The 16388-nt window shown below is 65.3% G+C and carries 18 protein-coding genes and 1 pseudogene; 15 read left to right on the plus strand and 4 right to left on the minus strand.

Features of this window, described 5'->3' with window-relative positions:
- From ACV22V_RS17360 to ACV22V_RS17380, 5 genes and pseudogenes are all read left to right on the plus strand, one after another.
- Positions 1-202, plus strand: a pseudogene (locus tag ACV22V_RS17360) (glutamine--fructose-6-phosphate transaminase (isomerizing)); the annotation flags it as partial.
- A gap of 130 nt (positions 203-332) precedes the next feature.
- Positions 333-698, plus strand: a complete 366-nt coding sequence (locus tag ACV22V_RS17365; protein ID WP_059523861.1) for a type II toxin-antitoxin system RelE/ParE family toxin — start codon at positions 333-335, stop codon at positions 696-698.
- Complete coding sequence (locus ACV22V_RS17370) at positions 691-1011, plus strand: helix-turn-helix domain-containing protein (RefSeq protein WP_059523859.1); 321 nt, start codon at positions 691-693, stop codon at positions 1009-1011. The genes ACV22V_RS17365 and ACV22V_RS17370 overlap by 8 nt, the downstream gene beginning before the upstream one ends.
- Before the next feature lie 88 nt (positions 1012-1099).
- Positions 1100-1570 (plus strand): hypothetical protein, encoded by a 471-nt coding sequence (locus tag ACV22V_RS17375; RefSeq protein WP_448014814.1) that lies wholly within the window; start codon positions 1100-1102, stop codon positions 1568-1570.
- Complete coding sequence (locus ACV22V_RS17380; protein WP_059450688.1) at positions 1570-1788, plus strand: hypothetical protein; 219 nt, start codon at positions 1570-1572, stop codon at positions 1786-1788. Before ACV22V_RS17375 ends, ACV22V_RS17380 begins: the two co-directional genes overlap by 1 nt.
- 88 nt (positions 1789-1876) lie before the next feature.
- On the opposite strand, the gene ACV22V_RS17385 is transcribed toward ACV22V_RS17380, so the two are convergent.
- Together ACV22V_RS17385 and ACV22V_RS17390 are read right to left on the minus strand one after the other, a co-directional pair.
- Positions 1877-2713 carry an FTR1 family iron permease gene (locus tag ACV22V_RS17385; protein ID WP_448014815.1) on the minus strand — a complete coding sequence of 279 codons (837 nt, stop codon included), beginning with the start codon at positions 2711-2713 and terminating at the stop codon, positions 1877-1879.
- 12 nt (positions 2714-2725) lie between these two features.
- Complete coding sequence (locus tag ACV22V_RS17390; protein ID WP_011353437.1) at positions 2726-3058, minus strand: cupredoxin domain-containing protein; 333 nt, start codon at positions 3056-3058, stop codon at positions 2726-2728.
- 333 nt (positions 3059-3391) lie between these two features.
- On the opposite strand from ACV22V_RS17390, the gene ACV22V_RS17395 reads away from it, so the two are divergent.
- Positions 3392-3592 carry a heavy-metal-associated domain-containing protein gene (locus tag ACV22V_RS17395; protein WP_006754615.1) on the plus strand — a complete coding sequence of 67 codons (201 nt, stop codon included), beginning with the start codon at positions 3392-3394 and terminating at the stop codon, positions 3590-3592.
- A 50-nt stretch (positions 3593-3642) separates the two neighbouring features.
- On the opposite strand, the gene ACV22V_RS17400 is transcribed toward ACV22V_RS17395, so the two are convergent.
- Positions 3643-5133: an aldehyde dehydrogenase gene (locus ACV22V_RS17400; RefSeq protein ID WP_448014818.1), complete on the minus strand. Its 1491-nt coding sequence runs from the start codon at positions 5131-5133 to the stop codon at positions 3643-3645.
- A gap of 85 nt (positions 5134-5218) precedes the next feature.
- Positions 5219-5770 (minus strand): cupin domain-containing protein, encoded by a 552-nt coding sequence (locus ACV22V_RS17405; protein ID WP_014895828.1) that lies wholly within the window; start codon positions 5768-5770, stop codon positions 5219-5221.
- 468 nt (positions 5771-6238) lie between these two features.
- On the opposite strand from ACV22V_RS17405, the gene ACV22V_RS17410 reads away from it, so the two are divergent.
- From ACV22V_RS17410 to ACV22V_RS17450, 9 genes are all read left to right on the plus strand, one after another.
- On the plus strand, positions 6239-6421 hold the full coding sequence (locus ACV22V_RS17410; protein ID WP_006402789.1) for a hypothetical protein: 183 nt from the start codon (positions 6239-6241) through the stop codon (positions 6419-6421).
- Between the two features lie 285 nt (positions 6422-6706).
- Positions 6707-7492, plus strand: coding sequence for a gamma-glutamyl-gamma-aminobutyrate hydrolase family protein (locus ACV22V_RS17415; RefSeq protein ID WP_059691372.1), 786 nt, complete (start codon positions 6707-6709; stop codon positions 7490-7492).
- 29 nt (positions 7493-7521) lie between these two features.
- Positions 7522-8859, plus strand: a complete 1338-nt coding sequence (locus tag ACV22V_RS17420; protein ID WP_059691371.1) for a glutamine synthetase family protein — start codon at positions 7522-7524, stop codon at positions 8857-8859.
- Positions 8860-8896: 37 nt separating this feature from the next.
- Positions 8897-10330, plus strand: a complete 1434-nt coding sequence (locus ACV22V_RS17425) for an aspartate aminotransferase family protein (protein WP_448014820.1) — start codon at positions 8897-8899, stop codon at positions 10328-10330.
- Between the two features lie 62 nt (positions 10331-10392).
- Positions 10393-11508 (plus strand): polyamine ABC transporter substrate-binding protein, encoded by a 1116-nt coding sequence (locus ACV22V_RS17430; RefSeq protein ID WP_059532455.1) that lies wholly within the window; start codon positions 10393-10395, stop codon positions 11506-11508.
- 188 nt (positions 11509-11696) lie between these two features.
- The gene (locus ACV22V_RS17435; protein WP_175910552.1) at positions 11697-12851 is read left to right on the plus strand and encodes an ABC transporter ATP-binding protein; all 1155 of its coding nucleotides are present in this window, start codon (positions 11697-11699) and stop codon (positions 12849-12851) included.
- A gap of 10 nt (positions 12852-12861) precedes the next feature.
- Positions 12862-13848, plus strand: a complete 987-nt coding sequence (locus ACV22V_RS17440; protein WP_448014970.1) for an ABC transporter permease subunit — start codon at positions 12862-12864, stop codon at positions 13846-13848.
- Complete coding sequence (locus ACV22V_RS17445) at positions 13845-14684, plus strand: ABC transporter permease subunit (RefSeq protein ID WP_059535122.1); 840 nt, start codon at positions 13845-13847, stop codon at positions 14682-14684. The genes ACV22V_RS17440 and ACV22V_RS17445 overlap by 4 nt, the downstream gene beginning before the upstream one ends.
- A 100-nt stretch (positions 14685-14784) precedes the next feature.
- Entirely contained in the window at positions 14785-16359 is a 1575-nt protein-coding gene (locus tag ACV22V_RS17450) for a DUF3138 family protein (RefSeq protein ID WP_448014823.1), read from the plus strand.
- The last annotated feature ends 29 nt before the right edge of the window (positions 16360-16388 follow it).

The raw sequence follows: 16388 nt of genomic DNA on the forward strand, positions 1-16388 counted from the left end.
GCTGTACGTGTTCGCGGATGCCGACACGCAGATCGTCAACGACGACGGCCTGCACGTGATCCGGATGCCGGAACACTACGGGCAGCTGTCGCCGATCCTGCACGTCGTGCCGCTGCAGCTGCTCGCGTATCACACCGCATGCGCGCGCGGCACCGACGTCGACAAGCCGCGCAACCTCGCGAAGTCGGTGACGGTGGAATGACGCGTGCTTCCCGCGAGGGAGGCCAGCGGCCCGTCGGGGCTGAGTATCCGCGTGAAGCAGGCCATTCGGCCAGGTCAAAATATATACCACTTGGTGGTATATAATCCTGTGCTAACTTGACTGGCTCGACATGTCTGCTTCCGTACGACGCGTATTCAAGACGAAGTGGTTTCACAAGGCAGCAGGAAAAGCGGGAATCGCCGATGGCGAACTGTGCCGCGCAGTGCGACAGCTGGCACGGGGCCAGGGCGTCGATCTCGGAGGCAACGTCTGGAAGAAGCGTCTGGACGGGAATCGCCAGCGCGGCATCGTGCTGGGCAAGGTCGGGCATACGTGGGTGTTCGTGTTCCTGTTCGCCAAGTGCGACCGCGACAACATCGACGCTCACGAACTGCGCGCCTTCAAAAAGCTCGCAGCGGATGTCGGTCGACGCACCGACGTCGACATCGCGACACTGGTCGCACTGAACGAGTGGGTGGAGATTTGCAATGGCTAAGAGCCGATTCAAGAGCGACGCGACGGAGGCGGTCCACAGCGCTGCGTCGGGTCTCTATCGCGCACGGCAGATCGACAAGAAGACAATGCGCGAATACGACGTCCTTTGCATCGAAGCGGCGCCGAAGTTCGATCCGGAAGCGATCGCACGCATCCGTAAGTCGGTCAATGTCAGCCAGAGCGTGTTCGCGCTCTACCTGAACACGACGACGTCGACGATTCGCCAATGGGAACAGGGCGACAAGCGGCCGAGCGGTATCGCCGCGCGCATGTTGCAGATCGTCGAGAAACACGGGCTCGAGGTATTTTCGTGAAACGTGCTCCCCGAGCACGGATGAGCGGCCGCCTTCTCACCGGGCACCGCAACGCGACGCGAGCCGCACGCAAGATGACGGAGAGACCATGGTAAGACTGTTTGGATGCGGATTGCTGGCGCTGAGCTTCGCGTCGACGGGCTGGGCGGCCGAGCACTACGTCGAAGTCTGGAACCCGCCCGAAGCACGGTTGCCGGCGGCGCGTACGCCGGACGCCCGTACGCCGGCAGCACGCCCGGGTGCCGACGCGCACGCGGGCGGCAAGACCGTGGAAAAGCACGCGAGCGTGCAGCCGAAGGCTGCGGTCAAACTGCACAAGCGCCGCGTCGCACAAGCCGTGAAAACCGCGCCGCATCGACCGACCGCCGCGACGGTCGAAACACCGGCCGCACCGCGCCCGGTCGCGCAGCCCGCGCCGGGCCGGCTCACGGTAATGCAGCCGGCCATGCCCGATACGCCGCACGCACTCAAGTTCTCGGACATCCCGCGGCAATACACGCCGGACGGCAATGTGCTGCGTGTCGGCACGGGCAGCCGTTCCGCGGAGGTGACGCGATAATGGAAGCGCAGACCTATCACGGCTACCAGATCTGGGGCCATTCGATCCTGCAACAGGACGAAATCCTGCAGCCCGAACGCTTCGCGGCGAGCGGCACGATCACGCAGAACAATCGGCTCGTCGAAGCGTCGGGCGTGCTCGGCGTGTTCGACACCGAGGACGAAGCGCGCGAAGCGGGGCTCGAATGGGCCCGCGCATGGATCGACAACCATCGCTGAACGCGCCGCGCGGCTGCGCGCGCGCCGTCATCAACGCAAGAAAAAGGGGCGTCCATGACGCCCCTTTCTGCATTCGGCCCCAGCCCGCTCACGCAACGGGCCGCGGCGGCGGCACCATCGTCCGGGGCCGGCCGACGAGCCGCGCCAGCACGACGATCGCGACCAGCGTGACGACGTACGCCGCGATCTGGATCCCCGCCGGACGCGCGGTGTAGCCGATCAGCGTATGCAGCGCCTTGCCGACGATGCTTGATTCCTTGAGCAGCCACGAGGTATCCCAGACCGCATCGCCCCACGACGGCACGAGGCCGGCGGCGAGCAGGAAGCCGACGCACTGGCTCGCCATCCCCGCCGCGAGCAGCACGATCAGCGCGTTGGTGACGGAGAACAGGCGCTTGAGCGGAATCTGCAGCAGGCCCGCATACATCGCGTAGCCGAGCCCTGCGCCGCCCAGCACGCCGAGCAGCCCGCCGACGATCATCTGCGGCGTCTGTCCCGGATCGCCCGCCGCGATGCCGTACAGGAACAGCACGGCCTCGGAGCCCTCGCGCAGCACCGCGACACCGACGACGATCGCGAGCCCCGTCAGCGGCCGGCTGCCGGCCGCGACGGCCCGGCCGACCTCGCCCATGTGCAGCGCCATCTCGCGGCCGTGGCGGCTCATCCAGATGCAGTGCCACGCCAGCATCAGCGTCGCGACGAACATCACGCCGGCGTTGAAGACTTCCTGCCCCATGCCGGAGGCCCACTGCGAAATCACGTCGGCGAACGCGGCGATCAGGCCGGCGCCGATCACGCCGCCGACGAGCCCGCCGCCGACCCACCAGCCGCGCCTCGGCACGCCCTTCGTCGCGGCCATCACGATCGAAACCACCAGCGCGGCCTCGAGCACTTCACGAAAGACGATCAGGGCGGTAGACAGCATGGCGATATCCGCTTATTTGACGGTCAGGTGCGTTTTCGACTGCGCTTCGTGATACTCGTCGTGGAACTCGTAGGTGCCGGCCTTCAGCGGCCCGACCAGGATCTCGACCGACTTGCCGGCCGGCACGACCTTCTCTGCCTTGAAGTCGTCGCTTTCGAATTCCGCGGGCGTCGCGTCAAGGTTCTTCACGACGAACTTCACCTTCTTGCCGGCCGGAATCGTCACGCCGTCGGGCGAAAACTTGTGGTCCTTCAGGGTCAGGTTGACGACGTCGTCGGCAGCGAATGCGGACGTTGCCGATGCGCCCAGCAGGGCCAGTGCAAAACCGAAAGCGAAGCGATTCATACGGGTAACGAAATGAAATATCGAGGGGAACCGATAGTAAGATCGATTCGCATTTCCCTCTCCAAGTACCCTTACTGACGGCATGGACATCGCGCATCACCGACATGACATGCACCTTGTCGCGCAAGGCTCCGCCAGATTTCGCCGACAATACCCGAGCGTCAATCGGGAAAAATTCGGACTGACGCACACGGGCGGATTGCGATTCGTCTGACTTCAGTTTTACAAATTGCTTATGCGGCGCCGAACGCATCGAAGGGGCTTGACCTTCCCACCATGGCAAGCTTCATGCTGCTCATGTTTCTCAATCGCCCATCCACCCAGGAGAACACGATGGAATTCGAAGTCCAGGACATGACCTGCGGCGGCTGCGCCAATGCCATCACGCGCGCCGTGACGGCAGCGGACCCCGCCGCGAAGCTCGACATCGACGTGGCCGCGAAGACGGTCAAGGTCGAGTCGGCACAAGGCGCCGAACGCGTGCAGTCGATCATCGAAGCCGCGGGCTTCCACCCGGCACTGCGCTCGGCCTGACGCGCGCGGGCGCGGCGCCCGTCGGCACCGCGCCCCGCACATCGGCCGCGTCAGCGCAGCCGGATCAGCGTCGACTTCAGCTCGGTGTATTTCTCGAGCGCGTGCAGCGACTTGTCGCGGCCATTGCCCGACTGCTTGTAGCCGCCGAACGGGAAGTTCATGTCGCCGCCTTCGTCGTAGCAGTTCACCCACACCGTGCCCGCCCGCAGCCGGCGCGACACGTCGTGCGCGGTCGTGAGGTTGGACGTCCACACGGCCGCCGCGAGCCCGTACTCGGTATCGTTCGCGATCCGCACCGCCTCGTCGACATCGTCGAACACGATCACCGACAGCACCGGGCCGAAAATCTCCTCGCGCGCGATCTTCGCGTCGGGCTTCACCTCGAACACCGTCGGCTCCACGTAGAAGCCGCCCGTCTCCTCCTTCACGCGCGCACCGCCCGTGACGAGCGTGCCCTCCTTGCGCCCCGCATCGATGTAGCCGAGCACGCGCTCGAGCTGGATCCCGTCGACGATCGCGCCCATCGATACCGACGGATCGAGCGGGTTGCCCGGCACGTACGCGCGCGCGGCCGCGACCAGCTTCTCGATGAATGCGTCCTTGATGTCGCGATGCACGAGCAGGCGCGAGCCGGCCGTGCACATCTCGCCCATGTTGTAGAAGATCGCGCCGGCCGCGGCCTGCGCGGCGCGGTCGAGGTCCGGACAATCCGGCAGCACGATGTTCGGCGACTTGCCGCCGAGTTCGAGCCACGCGCGCTTCAAGTTGGACTGCGCGGCGTACTGCATGATCAGCTTGCCGACCGCGGTCGAGCCGGTGAACGCGATGCAGTCGACATCGCGATGCAGCGCGAGCAGCTTGCCCGGCTCGCCCGCGCCCGGCACGACGTTGAACACGCCGGCCGGGATGCCGGCTTCGTATGCGAGCTGCGCGACGCGGATCGCGGTCAGCGGCGATTTCTCCGACGGCTTCAGCACGACGCTGTTGCCGGCCGCAAGCGCCGGGCCGAACTTCCATGCTGCCATCAGGAGCGGGAAGTTCCACGGCACGACGGCCGCCACCACGCCGACCGGCTCGCGCGTGACGAGACCGACGAGATGATGGTCGGCCGGCGCGACTTCGCCGCCGACCTTGTCGATCGCTTCGGCGAACCACTCGACGCAATACGCGGCGCCCGGCACGTCGACCGTCGTGGTGTCGCCGATCGGCTTGCCCGCATCGAGCGTCTCGAGCAGCGACAGTTCGTCGAGATGCTCGCGCATCAGCGCGGCCCAACGCAGCAGCACGGCCTTGCGCGCGCGCGGGTTCAGTCCGGCCCACACGCCGGCGTCGAACGCGCGGCGCGCGGCCGCGACGGCGGCGTTCACGTCGGCTTCGCCGCAATCGGCCACCTTCGCGAGCACGCGGCCGTCGATCGGGCTCACGCAGTCGAACGTCCTGCCGCCTTGCGCGTCGCGCGACGCGCCGTCGATGAATGCGCGCCCGTCGATCGCGAGCGACGCCGCCTTGTCCTGCCAGTCAGCCAAAGTCAACTTGTTCATCAGGATGCCTCAATTGTCGTGGCATTCGCGCTGCGGCACGCCGCGCAACGGCAACGCTGCCGGCGGCGAATGCGGTGATGCGCGGTCAGAAGGTGGCCGGCGAATTCGCCGACACGACCTCGCAGAGCTGTTCCGCGCTGGGATTGCGAAAACGGTGCGGCAAACGGCTTTCGAAGTAGTAGCCGTCTCCGGGGTCGAGCAGCCACGTCGCGCCGTCGACGGTGAGCTCGAGCCGGCCCGACACGACCACGCCGCCCTCGTGCCCCGCGTGCACGAGCATCTCGGGCCCCGTGTCGGCGAGCGGCTGGTAGATCTCGCGCATGATGCACATGTTGCGGTCCTTCACGCCCGCGCCGACGAGATGAAACGCGAGCGCGTCGTTGCCGAGATTCGGCATCTCGTCACGGCGCGATACGACCGAGCGCGATTCGACGAGTTCGAACGTGAAGAACTCCGCGAGACTCATCGGAATGCATTCGAGCAGTTTCTTCAGCGAGCCGACCGACGGGCTCACACGCCCCTGTTCGATCAGCGAGATCGTGCCGTTGGTCACGCCGGCCCGCTTCGCGAGTTCGCGCTGCGACAGGCCATGCTTGTTGCGCACGAAACGCAGGCGCTCGGCGACTTCGGTGGACATCGATTCGGTTTCGGACACGATAGGAGTGCGGTGAAAAAGTGAAACGATGCGTTGAACGGCATTACGCAGCCGTTGAATATTCTAATCACTTTATGCCGCGCATCAGCGGGGAAAACCCTGAAAGGCGTTCGAAATAATGAACACCCCGCGAATCATTCCGTTTGCGAATCTTTTGTTCGGAGTGCCTCGGGAAAGCCCTGACATGAGACCGTCAAAAAACATTTGACGCCGTTTTTGGCTCGTATATGCTGGCTCTCAGGTCAGCGTCATTGGCCATTCATCGGCACCGAAAAACGTTACTGCAACGTAAAAATTGATGCCCTTCGATGTAAATGACGCAGGCCCGGCACCTCGATTATTTTAAACGCCTCGCGCGCCGAAACGATCAGGTGTTCAATACTTTCAACAAACCAGTCGAGTGTAATCGTGAGAGTCCGTGGCCCTCTGGTGAGGTGGGATCGAGGCGATGTGCGAAGTTTGCGCAGCGCTGCTCCCGCTTCCGATGGCAGTTGCGGCTGGCATAGTCCTCGCCTGCTTCACCTGTCGATCTACACCATCCTGTCCCGTCGTTCCGTTCGCCGTCACAACGCCGTTTCCGCACGCGCGTTCGTGGCCGTCGATACAGACGAAGTCGCGTCGCTGCTGCCATAGCGCCTCTCCTCCTTTTCTCGTCGTTCGTTTCAATTGCCTGCTCGTTAGCCGCGCCGTCCGCGCGGTGACGGAACGCGTTCGCGCATCCATTGCCGCGTCGCGCAGCACAACGAAACGAACGATGGCCTGACCGTCGCGCGCAGCGCGGATCGCCATGCGAACCCGTTGCGCCCATTCACCAGCGGCCTTGCGCATTTCGCCAGGCTGCGGGGCCGTGTCGCGCCTGCATTTCACGATTTTCCCGTGCAACGCACGTCATGGCCCTACGGACAACTGATTGACGTCATGGAAAGGAAACCCCTCGTCGGCATCACCGCCGACTTCACGCAAATCGGCGCACATGCGTCGCACACGGTCGGCGACAAGTACGTCGCGGCGATCGTCGACGGCGCGCACGCGCTCGCGATGGTGCTGCCCGCGCTCGGCGATCGCCAGTCGACCGACGACGTGCTCGCCACGGTCGACGGCCTGTTGTTTACCGGCAGCTATTCGAACGTCGAGCCGCACCTGTACGGCGGCGAGCCGAGCGCGCCTGGCACGAAGCACGATCCCGCACGCGACGCGACGACGCTGCCGCTGCTGCGCGCGGCGATCGTCGCGGGCGTGCCCGTGCTGGCCGTATGCCGCGGCTTCCAGGAGCTGAACGTCGTCTGCGGCGGCACGCTGCATCAGCGCGTGCACGAAGTGCCCGGCCTCGCCGATCACCGCGAGGACGACGACGCGCCGATGGACACGCAATACGGCCCCGCGCACGTCGTGCGCCTGACGCCCGGCGGCGTGCTGCACACGCTCGCCGGCGGCCGCGACGACGTGCACGTGAACTCGCTGCACAAGCAGGGCATCGCGCAGCTCGGTTCCGGCCTCGCCGTCGAAGCCGTCGCGCCGGACGGCCTGATCGAGGCCGTCAGCGTCGTCGATGCACCGGCCTTCGCCCTCGCCGTGCAATGGCACCCGGAATGGCGGCATGCGCACGACCCGCTGTCGAGCGCGATCTTCCGCGCCTTCGGCGACGCCTGCCGCGCGCATCGCAACGCCCGCACGCGCGCCGCGGCCGCCGCCGCGCTCGCCTGAGCGCGCCGACCCACATAACGAGAACAGACATGCAAGACATCGAAGACTTTCTGAAGCAACACCGGATCACCGAGATCGAAGCGATCATTCCCGACATGGCCGGCATCGCGCGCGGCAAGATCACGCCGCGCAACAAGTTCACGTCCGGCGAATCGATGCGCCTGCCGCAGGCGGTGATGGTGCAGACCGTCACCGGCGACTATCCGGAAGACGGCTCGCTGACCGGCGTGACCGATCCCGACATGGTGTGCGTGCCCGACACGTCGACCATTCGCCTGATCCCGTGGGCCGTCGATCCGACCGCGCAGGTGATCCACGACTGCGTGCACTTCGACGGCTCGCCGGTCGAGATCTCGCCGCGCTACGTGCTGCGCCGCGTGCTCGACCTGTACAAGGCGAAGGGCTGGAAGCCGGTCGTCGCGCCGGAGCTCGAGTTCTACCTGGTCGACATGAACAAGGACCCGGACCTGCCGCTGCGTCCGCCGGTCGGCCGCACGGGCCGCCCCGAAACGGGCCGCCAGTCGTATTCGATCGAGGCGGTCAACGAATTCGACCCGCTGTTCGAAGACATCTACGAATACTGCGAAGCGCAGAACCTCGACATCGACACGCTGATCCACGAAGTCGGCGCCGCGCAGATGGAGATCAACTTCATGCACGGCGACGCGCTGTCGCTCGCCGACCAGGTGTTCCTGTTCAAGCGCACGGTGCGCGAGGCCGCGCTGCGTCACAACATGTACGCGACGTTCATGGCGAAGCCGATGGAAAACGAGCCGGGTTCGGCGATGCACGTGCATCAGAGCATCGTCGACGAGGAAACGGGCCGGAACCTGTTCACGTCGCCGGAAACCGGCGGCGCGACGTCGATGTTCTACAACTACCTCGCGGGGCTGCAGAAATACACGCCTGCATTGATGCCGATCTTCGCGCCGTACATCAACTCGTACCGCCGGCTGTCGCGCTTCATGGCCGCGCCGATCAACGTGCAGTGGGGCTACGACAACCGCACGGTCGGCTTCCGCATCCCGCACTCGGGCCCGGCCGCGCGCCGCATCGAGAACCGGATTCCGGGCGTCGACTGCAACCCGTATCTCGCGCTCGCGGCGACGCTCGCGGCCGGCTATCTCGGCATGACGCAGCGGCTGGAGCCGACCGAACCGCTCGTCAGCGACGGCTACGAACTGCCGTACCAACTGCCGCGCAACCTCGAGGAAGGGCTCACGCTGATGGCCGCGTGCGAGCCGCTCGGCGAGATTCTCGGCCACAAGTTCCTGAAGGCGTATTTCGCGCTGAAGGAAACCGAATACGAAGCGTTCTTCCGCGTGATCAGCTCGTGGGAACGCCGCCATCTGCTGCTGCACGTCTGAGCGTGCACACGACCGAATACGGAATCACGGAGGAAACATGACTTACCGCAACGAATCTGCCTGGATCCAGCCGGCGGCTCCGGCCGCCGCACCGCGCACGACGCAGGCGCGCTCGACCGCCGAATACCGCGCGCTCGACGCCGCGCACCACATTCACCCGTTCTCCGACATGGGCGCGCTCAACCGCGCGGGCAGCCGCGTGATCGTGAAGGCCGACGGCGTCTACCTGTGGGACTCGGACGGCAACAAGGTCATCGACGGCATGGCCGGCCTCTGGTGCGTGAACGTCGGCTACGGCCGCAAGGAACTCGCCGACGCCGCGTATCGCCAGCTCCAGGAACTGCCGTTCTACAACACGTTCTTCAAGACGACGCACCCGCCGGTGATCGAACTGTCGGCGATGCTCGCCGAAGTCACGCCCGCGGGCTTCAACCACTTCTTCTATTGCAACAGCGGCTCGGAAGGCAACGACACCGTGCTGCGTCTCGTGCATCAGTACTGGCGCGTGCAGGGCAAGCCGCAGAAGAAGGTCGTGATCTCGCGCAAGAACGGCTACCACGGCTCGACGATCGCGGGCGGCACGCTCGGCGGGATGGGCTACATGCACGAGCAGATGCCGTCGAAGGTCGAGAACATCGTGCACATCGACCAGCCGTATTTCTTCGGCGAAGCGCAGGCCGGCGAGACGCCCGAAGCGTTCGGCCTCGCGCGCGCGCAGCAGCTCGAGGCGAAGATCCTCGAACTCGGCGCGGAGAACGTCGCCGCGTTCATCGGCGAGCCGTTCCAGGGCGCCGGCGGCGTGATCTTCCCGCCGTCGACCTACTGGCCGGAAATCCAGCGCATCTGCCGCAAGTACGACATCCTGCTCGTCGCCGACGAAGTGATCGGCGGCTTCGGCCGCACCGGCGAATGGTTCGCGCATCAGCACTTCGGCTTCGAGCCGGATCTGATCACGATGGCCAAGGGCCTGACGTCGGGTTATGTGCCGATGGGCGCGGTGGGCATCCACGAACGCATCGCGCGACCGATCATCGACAACGGCGAATTCAATCACGGCCTCACGTACTCGGGCCATCCGGTCGCGGCGGCGGTTGCGGTCGCGAACCTGAAGCTGCTGCGCGACGAAGGAATCGTCGAGCGCGTGAAGCACGACACCGGCCCGTACTTCCAGGCACTGATGCGCGAAACCTTTGCGCGTCACCCGATCGTCGGCGAGGTGCACGGCCACGGGATGGTCGCGAGCCTGCAGCTCGCCGAGTCGCCGGCCGAACGCCGTCGCTTCGCGAACGGCGGCGACGTCGGCACGATCTGCCGCGACTTCTGCTTCAACGGCAACCTGATCATGCGAGCGACCGGCGACCGGATGCTGCTGTCGCCGCCGCTCGTGATCTCGCGTCAGGAAATCGATGAACTCGTATCGAAGGCGAAGAAGGCCGTCGATGCGACCGCCCAGCAACTGGGCCTTTCGTAACGACTTTGCCTACAGGCGTGCGGCGGGCGCCGCACGCCGCCATAACCCAGGGGAATTCCACCATGCGTGCCTGCTTTCTTCGCCAAGCCTGTTCCGTCGCGGCCCTTGCCGCCGCGGCCGCGTTCACGTCGGTCGCCAGCCCGTCGGCGCGTGCCGACGAGCTGAACGTCTACAACTGGTCCGACTACATCGCACCCGACACGATCCCGAATTTCCAGAAGCAGACGGGCATCCACGTCAAGTACGACAACTACGACAGCGACGACACGCTGCAGGCGAAGCTGCTGGCGGGCAGTTCGGGCTACGACATCGTCGTGCCGACCTCGAACTACATGGCCAAGCAGATCCAGGCCGGCGTGTACCAGAAGCTCGACAAGTCGAAGATCCCGAACCTCGCCAACCTCGACCCGCTGCTGATGAAGATGATCTCGGATGCCGACCCGGGCAATCAGTACGGCGTCCCCTGGGCCTATGGCACGGACGGCATCGGCTACAACGCGCAGGCGGTGAAGAAGGTGCTCGGCGACAAGGCGCCCGTCGACAGCTGGGCGCTGGTGTTCGACCCGGCCAACATGGAAAAGCTGAAAAGCTGCGGCGTGTCGTTCCTCGACCAGGCCGTCGATGTGTTCGCCGCCACGCTGCAATACATGGGCAAGGATCCGAACAGCAAGAACCCCGGCGACTACCAGGCTGCCTTCGAAGTCCTGAAGAAAGTCCGCCCGTACATCACCCAGTTCAACTCGTCCGGCTACATCAACGATCTCGCGAACAACGACGTGTGCGTCGCGCTCGGCTGGTCGGGCGACGTCGGCATCGCGCACCGCCGCTCGTCGGAGGCGAAGCGCTCGTACGACATCAAGTTCGCGAATCCGAAGGAAGGCGGCCTGCTGTGGTTCGACGTGATGGTGATCCCGAAGGATGCGCCGCACCCCGAGGCCGCGCTCAAGTGGATCAACTACGTGTCCGACGCGAAGGTCAACGCCGCGATCACCAACACGGTGTTCTACCCGACCGCGAACAAGGCCGCGCACCAGTTCGTGACGCCGGCCGTCGCGCAGGATCCGACCGTCTATCCGCCCGAGGACGTGCTGAAGAAGATGGTGCTGATGAAGCCGATGCCGGCCGACATCCTGCGCCTCGAGAACCGTCTGTGGGCGCAACTGAAAACCGGCCACTGATCGCCAAGCATCACGGCGGCGCTGGCATCGCTCCACGCCTGCACGCCTGAGATACGCGGACCGCCGTCCGCCCGCGCGCGCCGCGCGCACTGTTCCATCCGGCATGAGCCGTTGTCCGCGAGTCGCGTTGCGCGCCTCGCGCGGGGACGCTCACGCCCGCAATCCGTGAAGAACGAATGGTGACTCCCATGCAATCGATACCCTCTTCCGCTGCTGCACGACAGACTCAACCGGCCGCCACGGCCCGTACCAGGAACGACGCCTTCGTGCGCATCGAAAACGTCGTGAAGAAGTTCGGCGACAGCACGGCCGTCGACAACGTCAACCTGACGATCGCGAAGAACGAATTGTTCGCACTGCTCGGCAGTTCGGGCTGCGGCAAGTCGACACTCTTGCGCATGCTCGCCGGGCTGGAAACGGCCACCTCCGGCAAGATCTTCGTCGACGGCGAGGACCTCGCGTCGCTGCCGCCGTACCGCCGGCCGGTGAACATGATGTTCCAGTCGTACGCGCTGTTTCCGCACATGTCGGTCGAGTCGAACGTCGCGTTCGGCCTGAAGCAGGAAGGCACGCCGAAGAACGAAATCAAGGAACGCGTGGCCGACGCGCTCGCGCTCGTGCAGATGAGCAAGTACGCGAAGCGCAAGCCGCATCAACTGTCTGGCGGCCAGCAGCAGCGCGTCGCGCTCGCCCGCTCGCTGGTGAAGCGCCCGAAGCTGCTGCTGCTCGACGAGCCGATGTCCGCGCTCGACAAGAAGATCCGCCAGAAGACCCAGCTCGAACTCGTGAACATCATCGAGAAGGTCGACGTGACCTGCGTGATGGTCACGCACGACCAGGAAGAGGCGATGACGATGGCGAGCCGCCTCGCGGTGATGAGCGAAGGCAAGATCGTGCAGATCGGCACGCCGGGCGAAGTATACGAATACCCGAACAGCCGCTTCTCGGCCGAGTTCATCGGCTCGACGAACCTGTTCGAAGGGCGCGTGGTCGAGGACGAACCCGATCACATCTTCGTCGAGAGCGACGACCTCGAGGCACGCATGTACGTGAGCCACGGCGTGACGGGCCCGCTCGGCATGCCGGTCGGCATCTCGGTGCGCCCGGAACGCGTGCACGTGTCCCGCGAAAAACCCGGCTCGCATCACAACTGGGCGCGCGGCGTGGTGACCGACATCGCGTACATGGGTGCGTACTCGCTGTATCACGTGCGTCTGCCGAGCGGCAAGACGGTGGTGTCGAACCTGTCGAGCTCGCACCTGATGCACGACAGCGCGCCGGCGTGGAACGACGACGTGTTCGTGTCGTGGTCGCCGGCCAGCGGCGTCGTGCTGACGCAGTGAGGGCGACATGATGAGAACTTCCGCTTCCACGCCGTCCGCGCCGGTCCAGCCCGGCGCCACCGCTGCCACACATGCCGCCAAACGCCGCAGCCGCTTCGCCGCGCTGTCGCGCTTCCTGCCGTCGGGCCGCGGCATCGCGATCGGCGTGCCGTTCCTGTGGCTCACGATCTTCTTCGCGCTGCCGTTCGTGCTGGTGTTCAAGATCAGCTTCGCCGACCAGGTGATGGGCATCCCGCCGTACACGTCGCTGGTCGATATCAAGGACGGCGTCGTGCACTTCGCGCTGCAGCTGTCGCACTACGCGTTCCTGCTGCAGGACGACCTGTACATCGCGACCTACCTCAGCTCGCTGAAGATGGCCGCCGTGTCGACGGTGCTGTGTCTGCTGATCGGTTACCCGATGGCGTACTACATCGCGCGCTCGGAACCGGGCCGGCGCAACGTGCTGATGATGGCCGTGATGCTGCCGTTCTGGACGTCGTTCCTGATTCGCGTGTATGCATGGATCGGCATCCTGAAGGATGACGGCCTCCTGAACCACACGCTGATCGCACTGGGCATCATTCACACGCCGCTGCGCCTCTATCACAGCGACGCGGGCGTCTACATCGGGATGGTCTATTCGTACCTGCCGTTCATGGTGATGCCGCTGTATGCGCACCTCGTGAAGATGGATCTCACGCTGCTCGAGGCCGCGTACGACCTGGGCGCCAAGCCGTGGGTCGCGTTCACGCGCATCACGCTGCCGCTGTCGAAGAACGGGATCATCGCCGGCAGCCTGCTGGTGTTCATTCCGGCGGTCGGCGAGTACGTGATTCCGGAGCTGCTCGGCGGCGCCGACACACTGATGATCGGCCGCGTGATGTGGGACGAGTTCTTCAACAACATGGACTGGCCGATGGCGTCCGCGGTGACGGTCGCGATGGTGCTGCTGTTGCTGGTGCCGATGGCGCTGTTCCAGTACTACCAGGTCAAGGAACTGGAGGAAGCGAAATGATCAAGCCGAGCAAACCGCTGTCGACGGGCGTTCTCGCCTTCGGCTTCCTGTTCCTGTACATCCCGATCATCAGCCTGGTCGTGTACTCGTTCAACGAGTCGAAGCTGGTGACGGTGTGGTCGGGCTTCTCGCTGAAGTGGTACGCGGCGCTGTGGCAGGACGACGAGCTGCTCACGGCCGCGTGGCTGTCGCTGAAGATCGGCCTGTTGACGGCCACCGCGTCGGTCGTGATCGGCACGTGGGCGGGCTTCGTGCTCGCGCGCTTCGGCCGCTTCAAGGGCTTCACGCTGTACACGGGGATGATCAACGCGCCGCTGGTGATTCCGGAGGTGATCCAGGGGATCTCGCTGCTGCTGCTGTTCGTGGCGCTGGAGCAGATGTTCGGCTGGCCGAAGGGTCGCGGGATGGTGACGATCTGGATCGGCCACGTGATGCTCTGCGTGTCGTACGTGGCGATCATCGTGCAGTCGCGCGTCAAGGAGATGAACAAGTCGCTGGAGGAAGCCGCGCTCGACCTGGGCGCGACGCCGCTGAAGGTGTTCTTCGTGGTGACGCTGCCGCTGATCTCGCAGGCGCTGCTGTCGGGCTGGCTGCTGTCGTTCACGCTGTCGATCGACGATCTGGTGCTGTCGGCGTTCCTGTCGGGGCCGGGCTCGACGACGCTGCCGCTGGTGGTGTTCTCGCGCGTGCGGCTCGGGCTGAACCCGGAGATGAACGCATTGGCGACGCTGTTCATCACGGCGGTGACGATCGGCGTGATCGTCGTGAACCAGATGATGATCGCGCGCGAACGGCGCCGGGTGGCCGACTTGAAGGCGGCGTTCGCGGCGGCCTGACTTCCCTCTTCCTTTCCATCGATAACAAGACCCGCGCGCCGCACGATGCGGCGCGCGAACCGATCACACATTGACAGGCCCACGACAAGGAGAATCCGCAATGAAGAAGAAATTGATCTGCCTGCTGGTGGCCGGCGCGTTGCCGGGCATCGCGCTGGCCGACTCGACCTCCGCCGAAATCAAGGCGCTGCAGGCGCAGGTCGCCGCGCTGCAGAAACAGATGAAGGCCATGCAGGCGCAGCTCGCCGCGAAGCCGGGCGGCGCATCTGTCGCGCAGGCCGGCGCGACGGCCTCCGCCAAGCCGGCAATGGTGGCCGCCGATCCGTCCTCGCCGGACTACGGCCGTGCCCAGGCCACGCTGACCAACGACGAAGTCAGCGAAATGAAGCAGCAGATCGCGAACCAGCAACTGAAGGTCGACTCGCTGACGGACGCGGCCAACACCGGGCCGCTCGCGGGCCTGTCGGTCACCGGCTACATCGACCCGACCTACATCTACAACCGCGCGGCCGGCACGTCGTCGTTCCTGTTCGCGAACCACGAGAACGCGTACAACTACTTCAACAGCACGTTCGGCGATCTCTACCTCGACATCAAGAAGACCTTCGGCGTCGGCCCGATGGCGCCGTCGGCGGAGATCACGCTGATGCCGAACCGCGGCAACGGCATCACGCTGCTGCAGAACTCGCGCGGCTCGATCACCGACAACCTGCTGAACACGGCGGTCGTCAACGTGCCGATCACCGCGTCGACGACGCTCGTCGCCGGTTTGATCCCGAGCTTCGGCGGCTACGAGGTGCAGCAGTCGAACCAGATGCTCACGCTCACGCACAACCTGCTGTACGATTTCTCGGATCCGGGCAGCTACGTCGGCGTCGGCGCGAACTACACGAAGGGCAACTGGGCGTGGAAGTTCTTCCTCGGCAACGAGCAGTACCGCACGTACGGCTCGGTCACGCAGACGGGCACCAATGCGCTCGGCGACCCGATCAGCACGAGCAACAAGGTGCCGACCTTCACCGCGCGCGCGGACTACACGTGGTCGAGCGCGCTCGATATCGGCGGATCGTTCAACATCGGGCGGCAGACGCTGGCGAGCGCGATCGACGATCAGGGCGTCGTGCACTACGGCCCGGGCGGCGCGGCACCGAGCGCGTATGGTTCGTTCTTCTTCGGCGAACTCGACGCGACCTACACGCTCGCCGATGTTCAGTACAACGCCGAAATCGACTACGGCCGGCAGCAGCATGCTGCGTTCAACGGCGGGCTCGCGCAGTGGTTCGGTCTGTCGCTGCTCGCGCACCGCAAGTTCAACGCGCCGGTGGTCGGCCGCATGGGCGTGACGCTGCGCTACGACCTGCTCGCCAATACGAAGAACGGCGGCGGCGGTGGCGGCATCGCGCTGAACGGCAACGGGATGGATCCGAACAACGGCTTCGGCGTCGACGCGGACTGCCTCGCGATGTCGAAGGCCGGCGGCGGCCTGGGCTTCGAGTGCAAGGGCGCGGTGCGCCAGGACGTCGCGCTCGACCTGCTGTTCTACCCGACCCAGCAGATCACCGTGAAGGTCGAATACCGGCACGACTGGGCGAACAACAAGGTGTTCCTGCGCAACGACGGTTCGTACGGCAAGTCCAACGACCTGCTCGCGACGCAGTTCATCTATTCGTTCTGATGCGGGCCACGCGGGACGCCGTGCCGCGT

This window comes from Burkholderia sp. AW33-5 (genome assembly GCF_053427615.1).

Bases quoted from the DNA above. Each gene is read 5' to 3' on its own strand.
- ACV22V_RS17365 (WP_059523861.1), top strand. From the start codon at position 333: ATGTCTGCTTCCGTACGACGCGTATTCAAGACGAAGTGGTTTCACAAG.
- ACV22V_RS17405 (WP_014895828.1), bottom strand. From the start codon at position 5,770: ATGTCCACCGAAGTCGCCGAGCGCCTGCGTTTCGTGCGCAACAAGCAT.
- ACV22V_RS17420 (WP_059691371.1), top strand. From the start codon at position 7,522: ATGCAAGACATCGAAGACTTTCTGAAGCAACACCGGATCACCGAGATC.
- ACV22V_RS17375 (WP_448014814.1), top strand. From the start codon at position 1,100: ATGGTAAGACTGTTTGGATGCGGATTGCTGGCGCTGAGCTTCGCGTCG.
- ACV22V_RS17445 (WP_059535122.1), top strand. From the start codon at position 13,845: ATGATCAAGCCGAGCAAACCGCTGTCGACGGGCGTTCTCGCCTTCGGC.
- ACV22V_RS17390 (WP_011353437.1), bottom strand. From the start codon at position 3,058: ATGAATCGCTTCGCTTTCGGTTTTGCACTGGCCCTGCTGGGCGCATCG.
- ACV22V_RS17385 (WP_448014815.1), bottom strand. From the start codon at position 2,713: ATGCTGTCTACCGCCCTGATCGTCTTTCGTGAAGTGCTCGAGGCCGCG.
- ACV22V_RS17370 (WP_059523859.1), top strand. From the start codon at position 691: ATGGCTAAGAGCCGATTCAAGAGCGACGCGACGGAGGCGGTCCACAGC.
- ACV22V_RS17440 (WP_448014970.1), top strand. From the start codon at position 12,862: ATGAGAACTTCCGCTTCCACGCCGTCCGCGCCGGTCCAGCCCGGCGCC.
- ACV22V_RS17400 (WP_448014818.1), bottom strand. From the start codon at position 5,133: ATGAACAAGTTGACTTTGGCTGACTGGCAGGACAAGGCGGCGTCGCTC.
- ACV22V_RS17450 (WP_448014823.1), top strand. From the start codon at position 14,785: ATGAAGAAGAAATTGATCTGCCTGCTGGTGGCCGGCGCGTTGCCGGGC.
- ACV22V_RS17430 (WP_059532455.1), top strand. From the start codon at position 10,393: ATGCGTGCCTGCTTTCTTCGCCAAGCCTGTTCCGTCGCGGCCCTTGCC.
- ACV22V_RS17415 (WP_059691372.1), top strand. From the start codon at position 6,707: ATGGAAAGGAAACCCCTCGTCGGCATCACCGCCGACTTCACGCAAATC.
- ACV22V_RS17435 (WP_175910552.1), top strand. From the start codon at position 11,697: ATGCAATCGATACCCTCTTCCGCTGCTGCACGACAGACTCAACCGGCC.
- ACV22V_RS17380 (WP_059450688.1), top strand. From the start codon at position 1,570: ATGGAAGCGCAGACCTATCACGGCTACCAGATCTGGGGCCATTCGATC.
- ACV22V_RS17425 (WP_448014820.1), top strand. From the start codon at position 8,897: ATGACTTACCGCAACGAATCTGCCTGGATCCAGCCGGCGGCTCCGGCC.
- ACV22V_RS17395 (WP_006754615.1), top strand. From the start codon at position 3,392: ATGGAATTCGAAGTCCAGGACATGACCTGCGGCGGCTGCGCCAATGCC.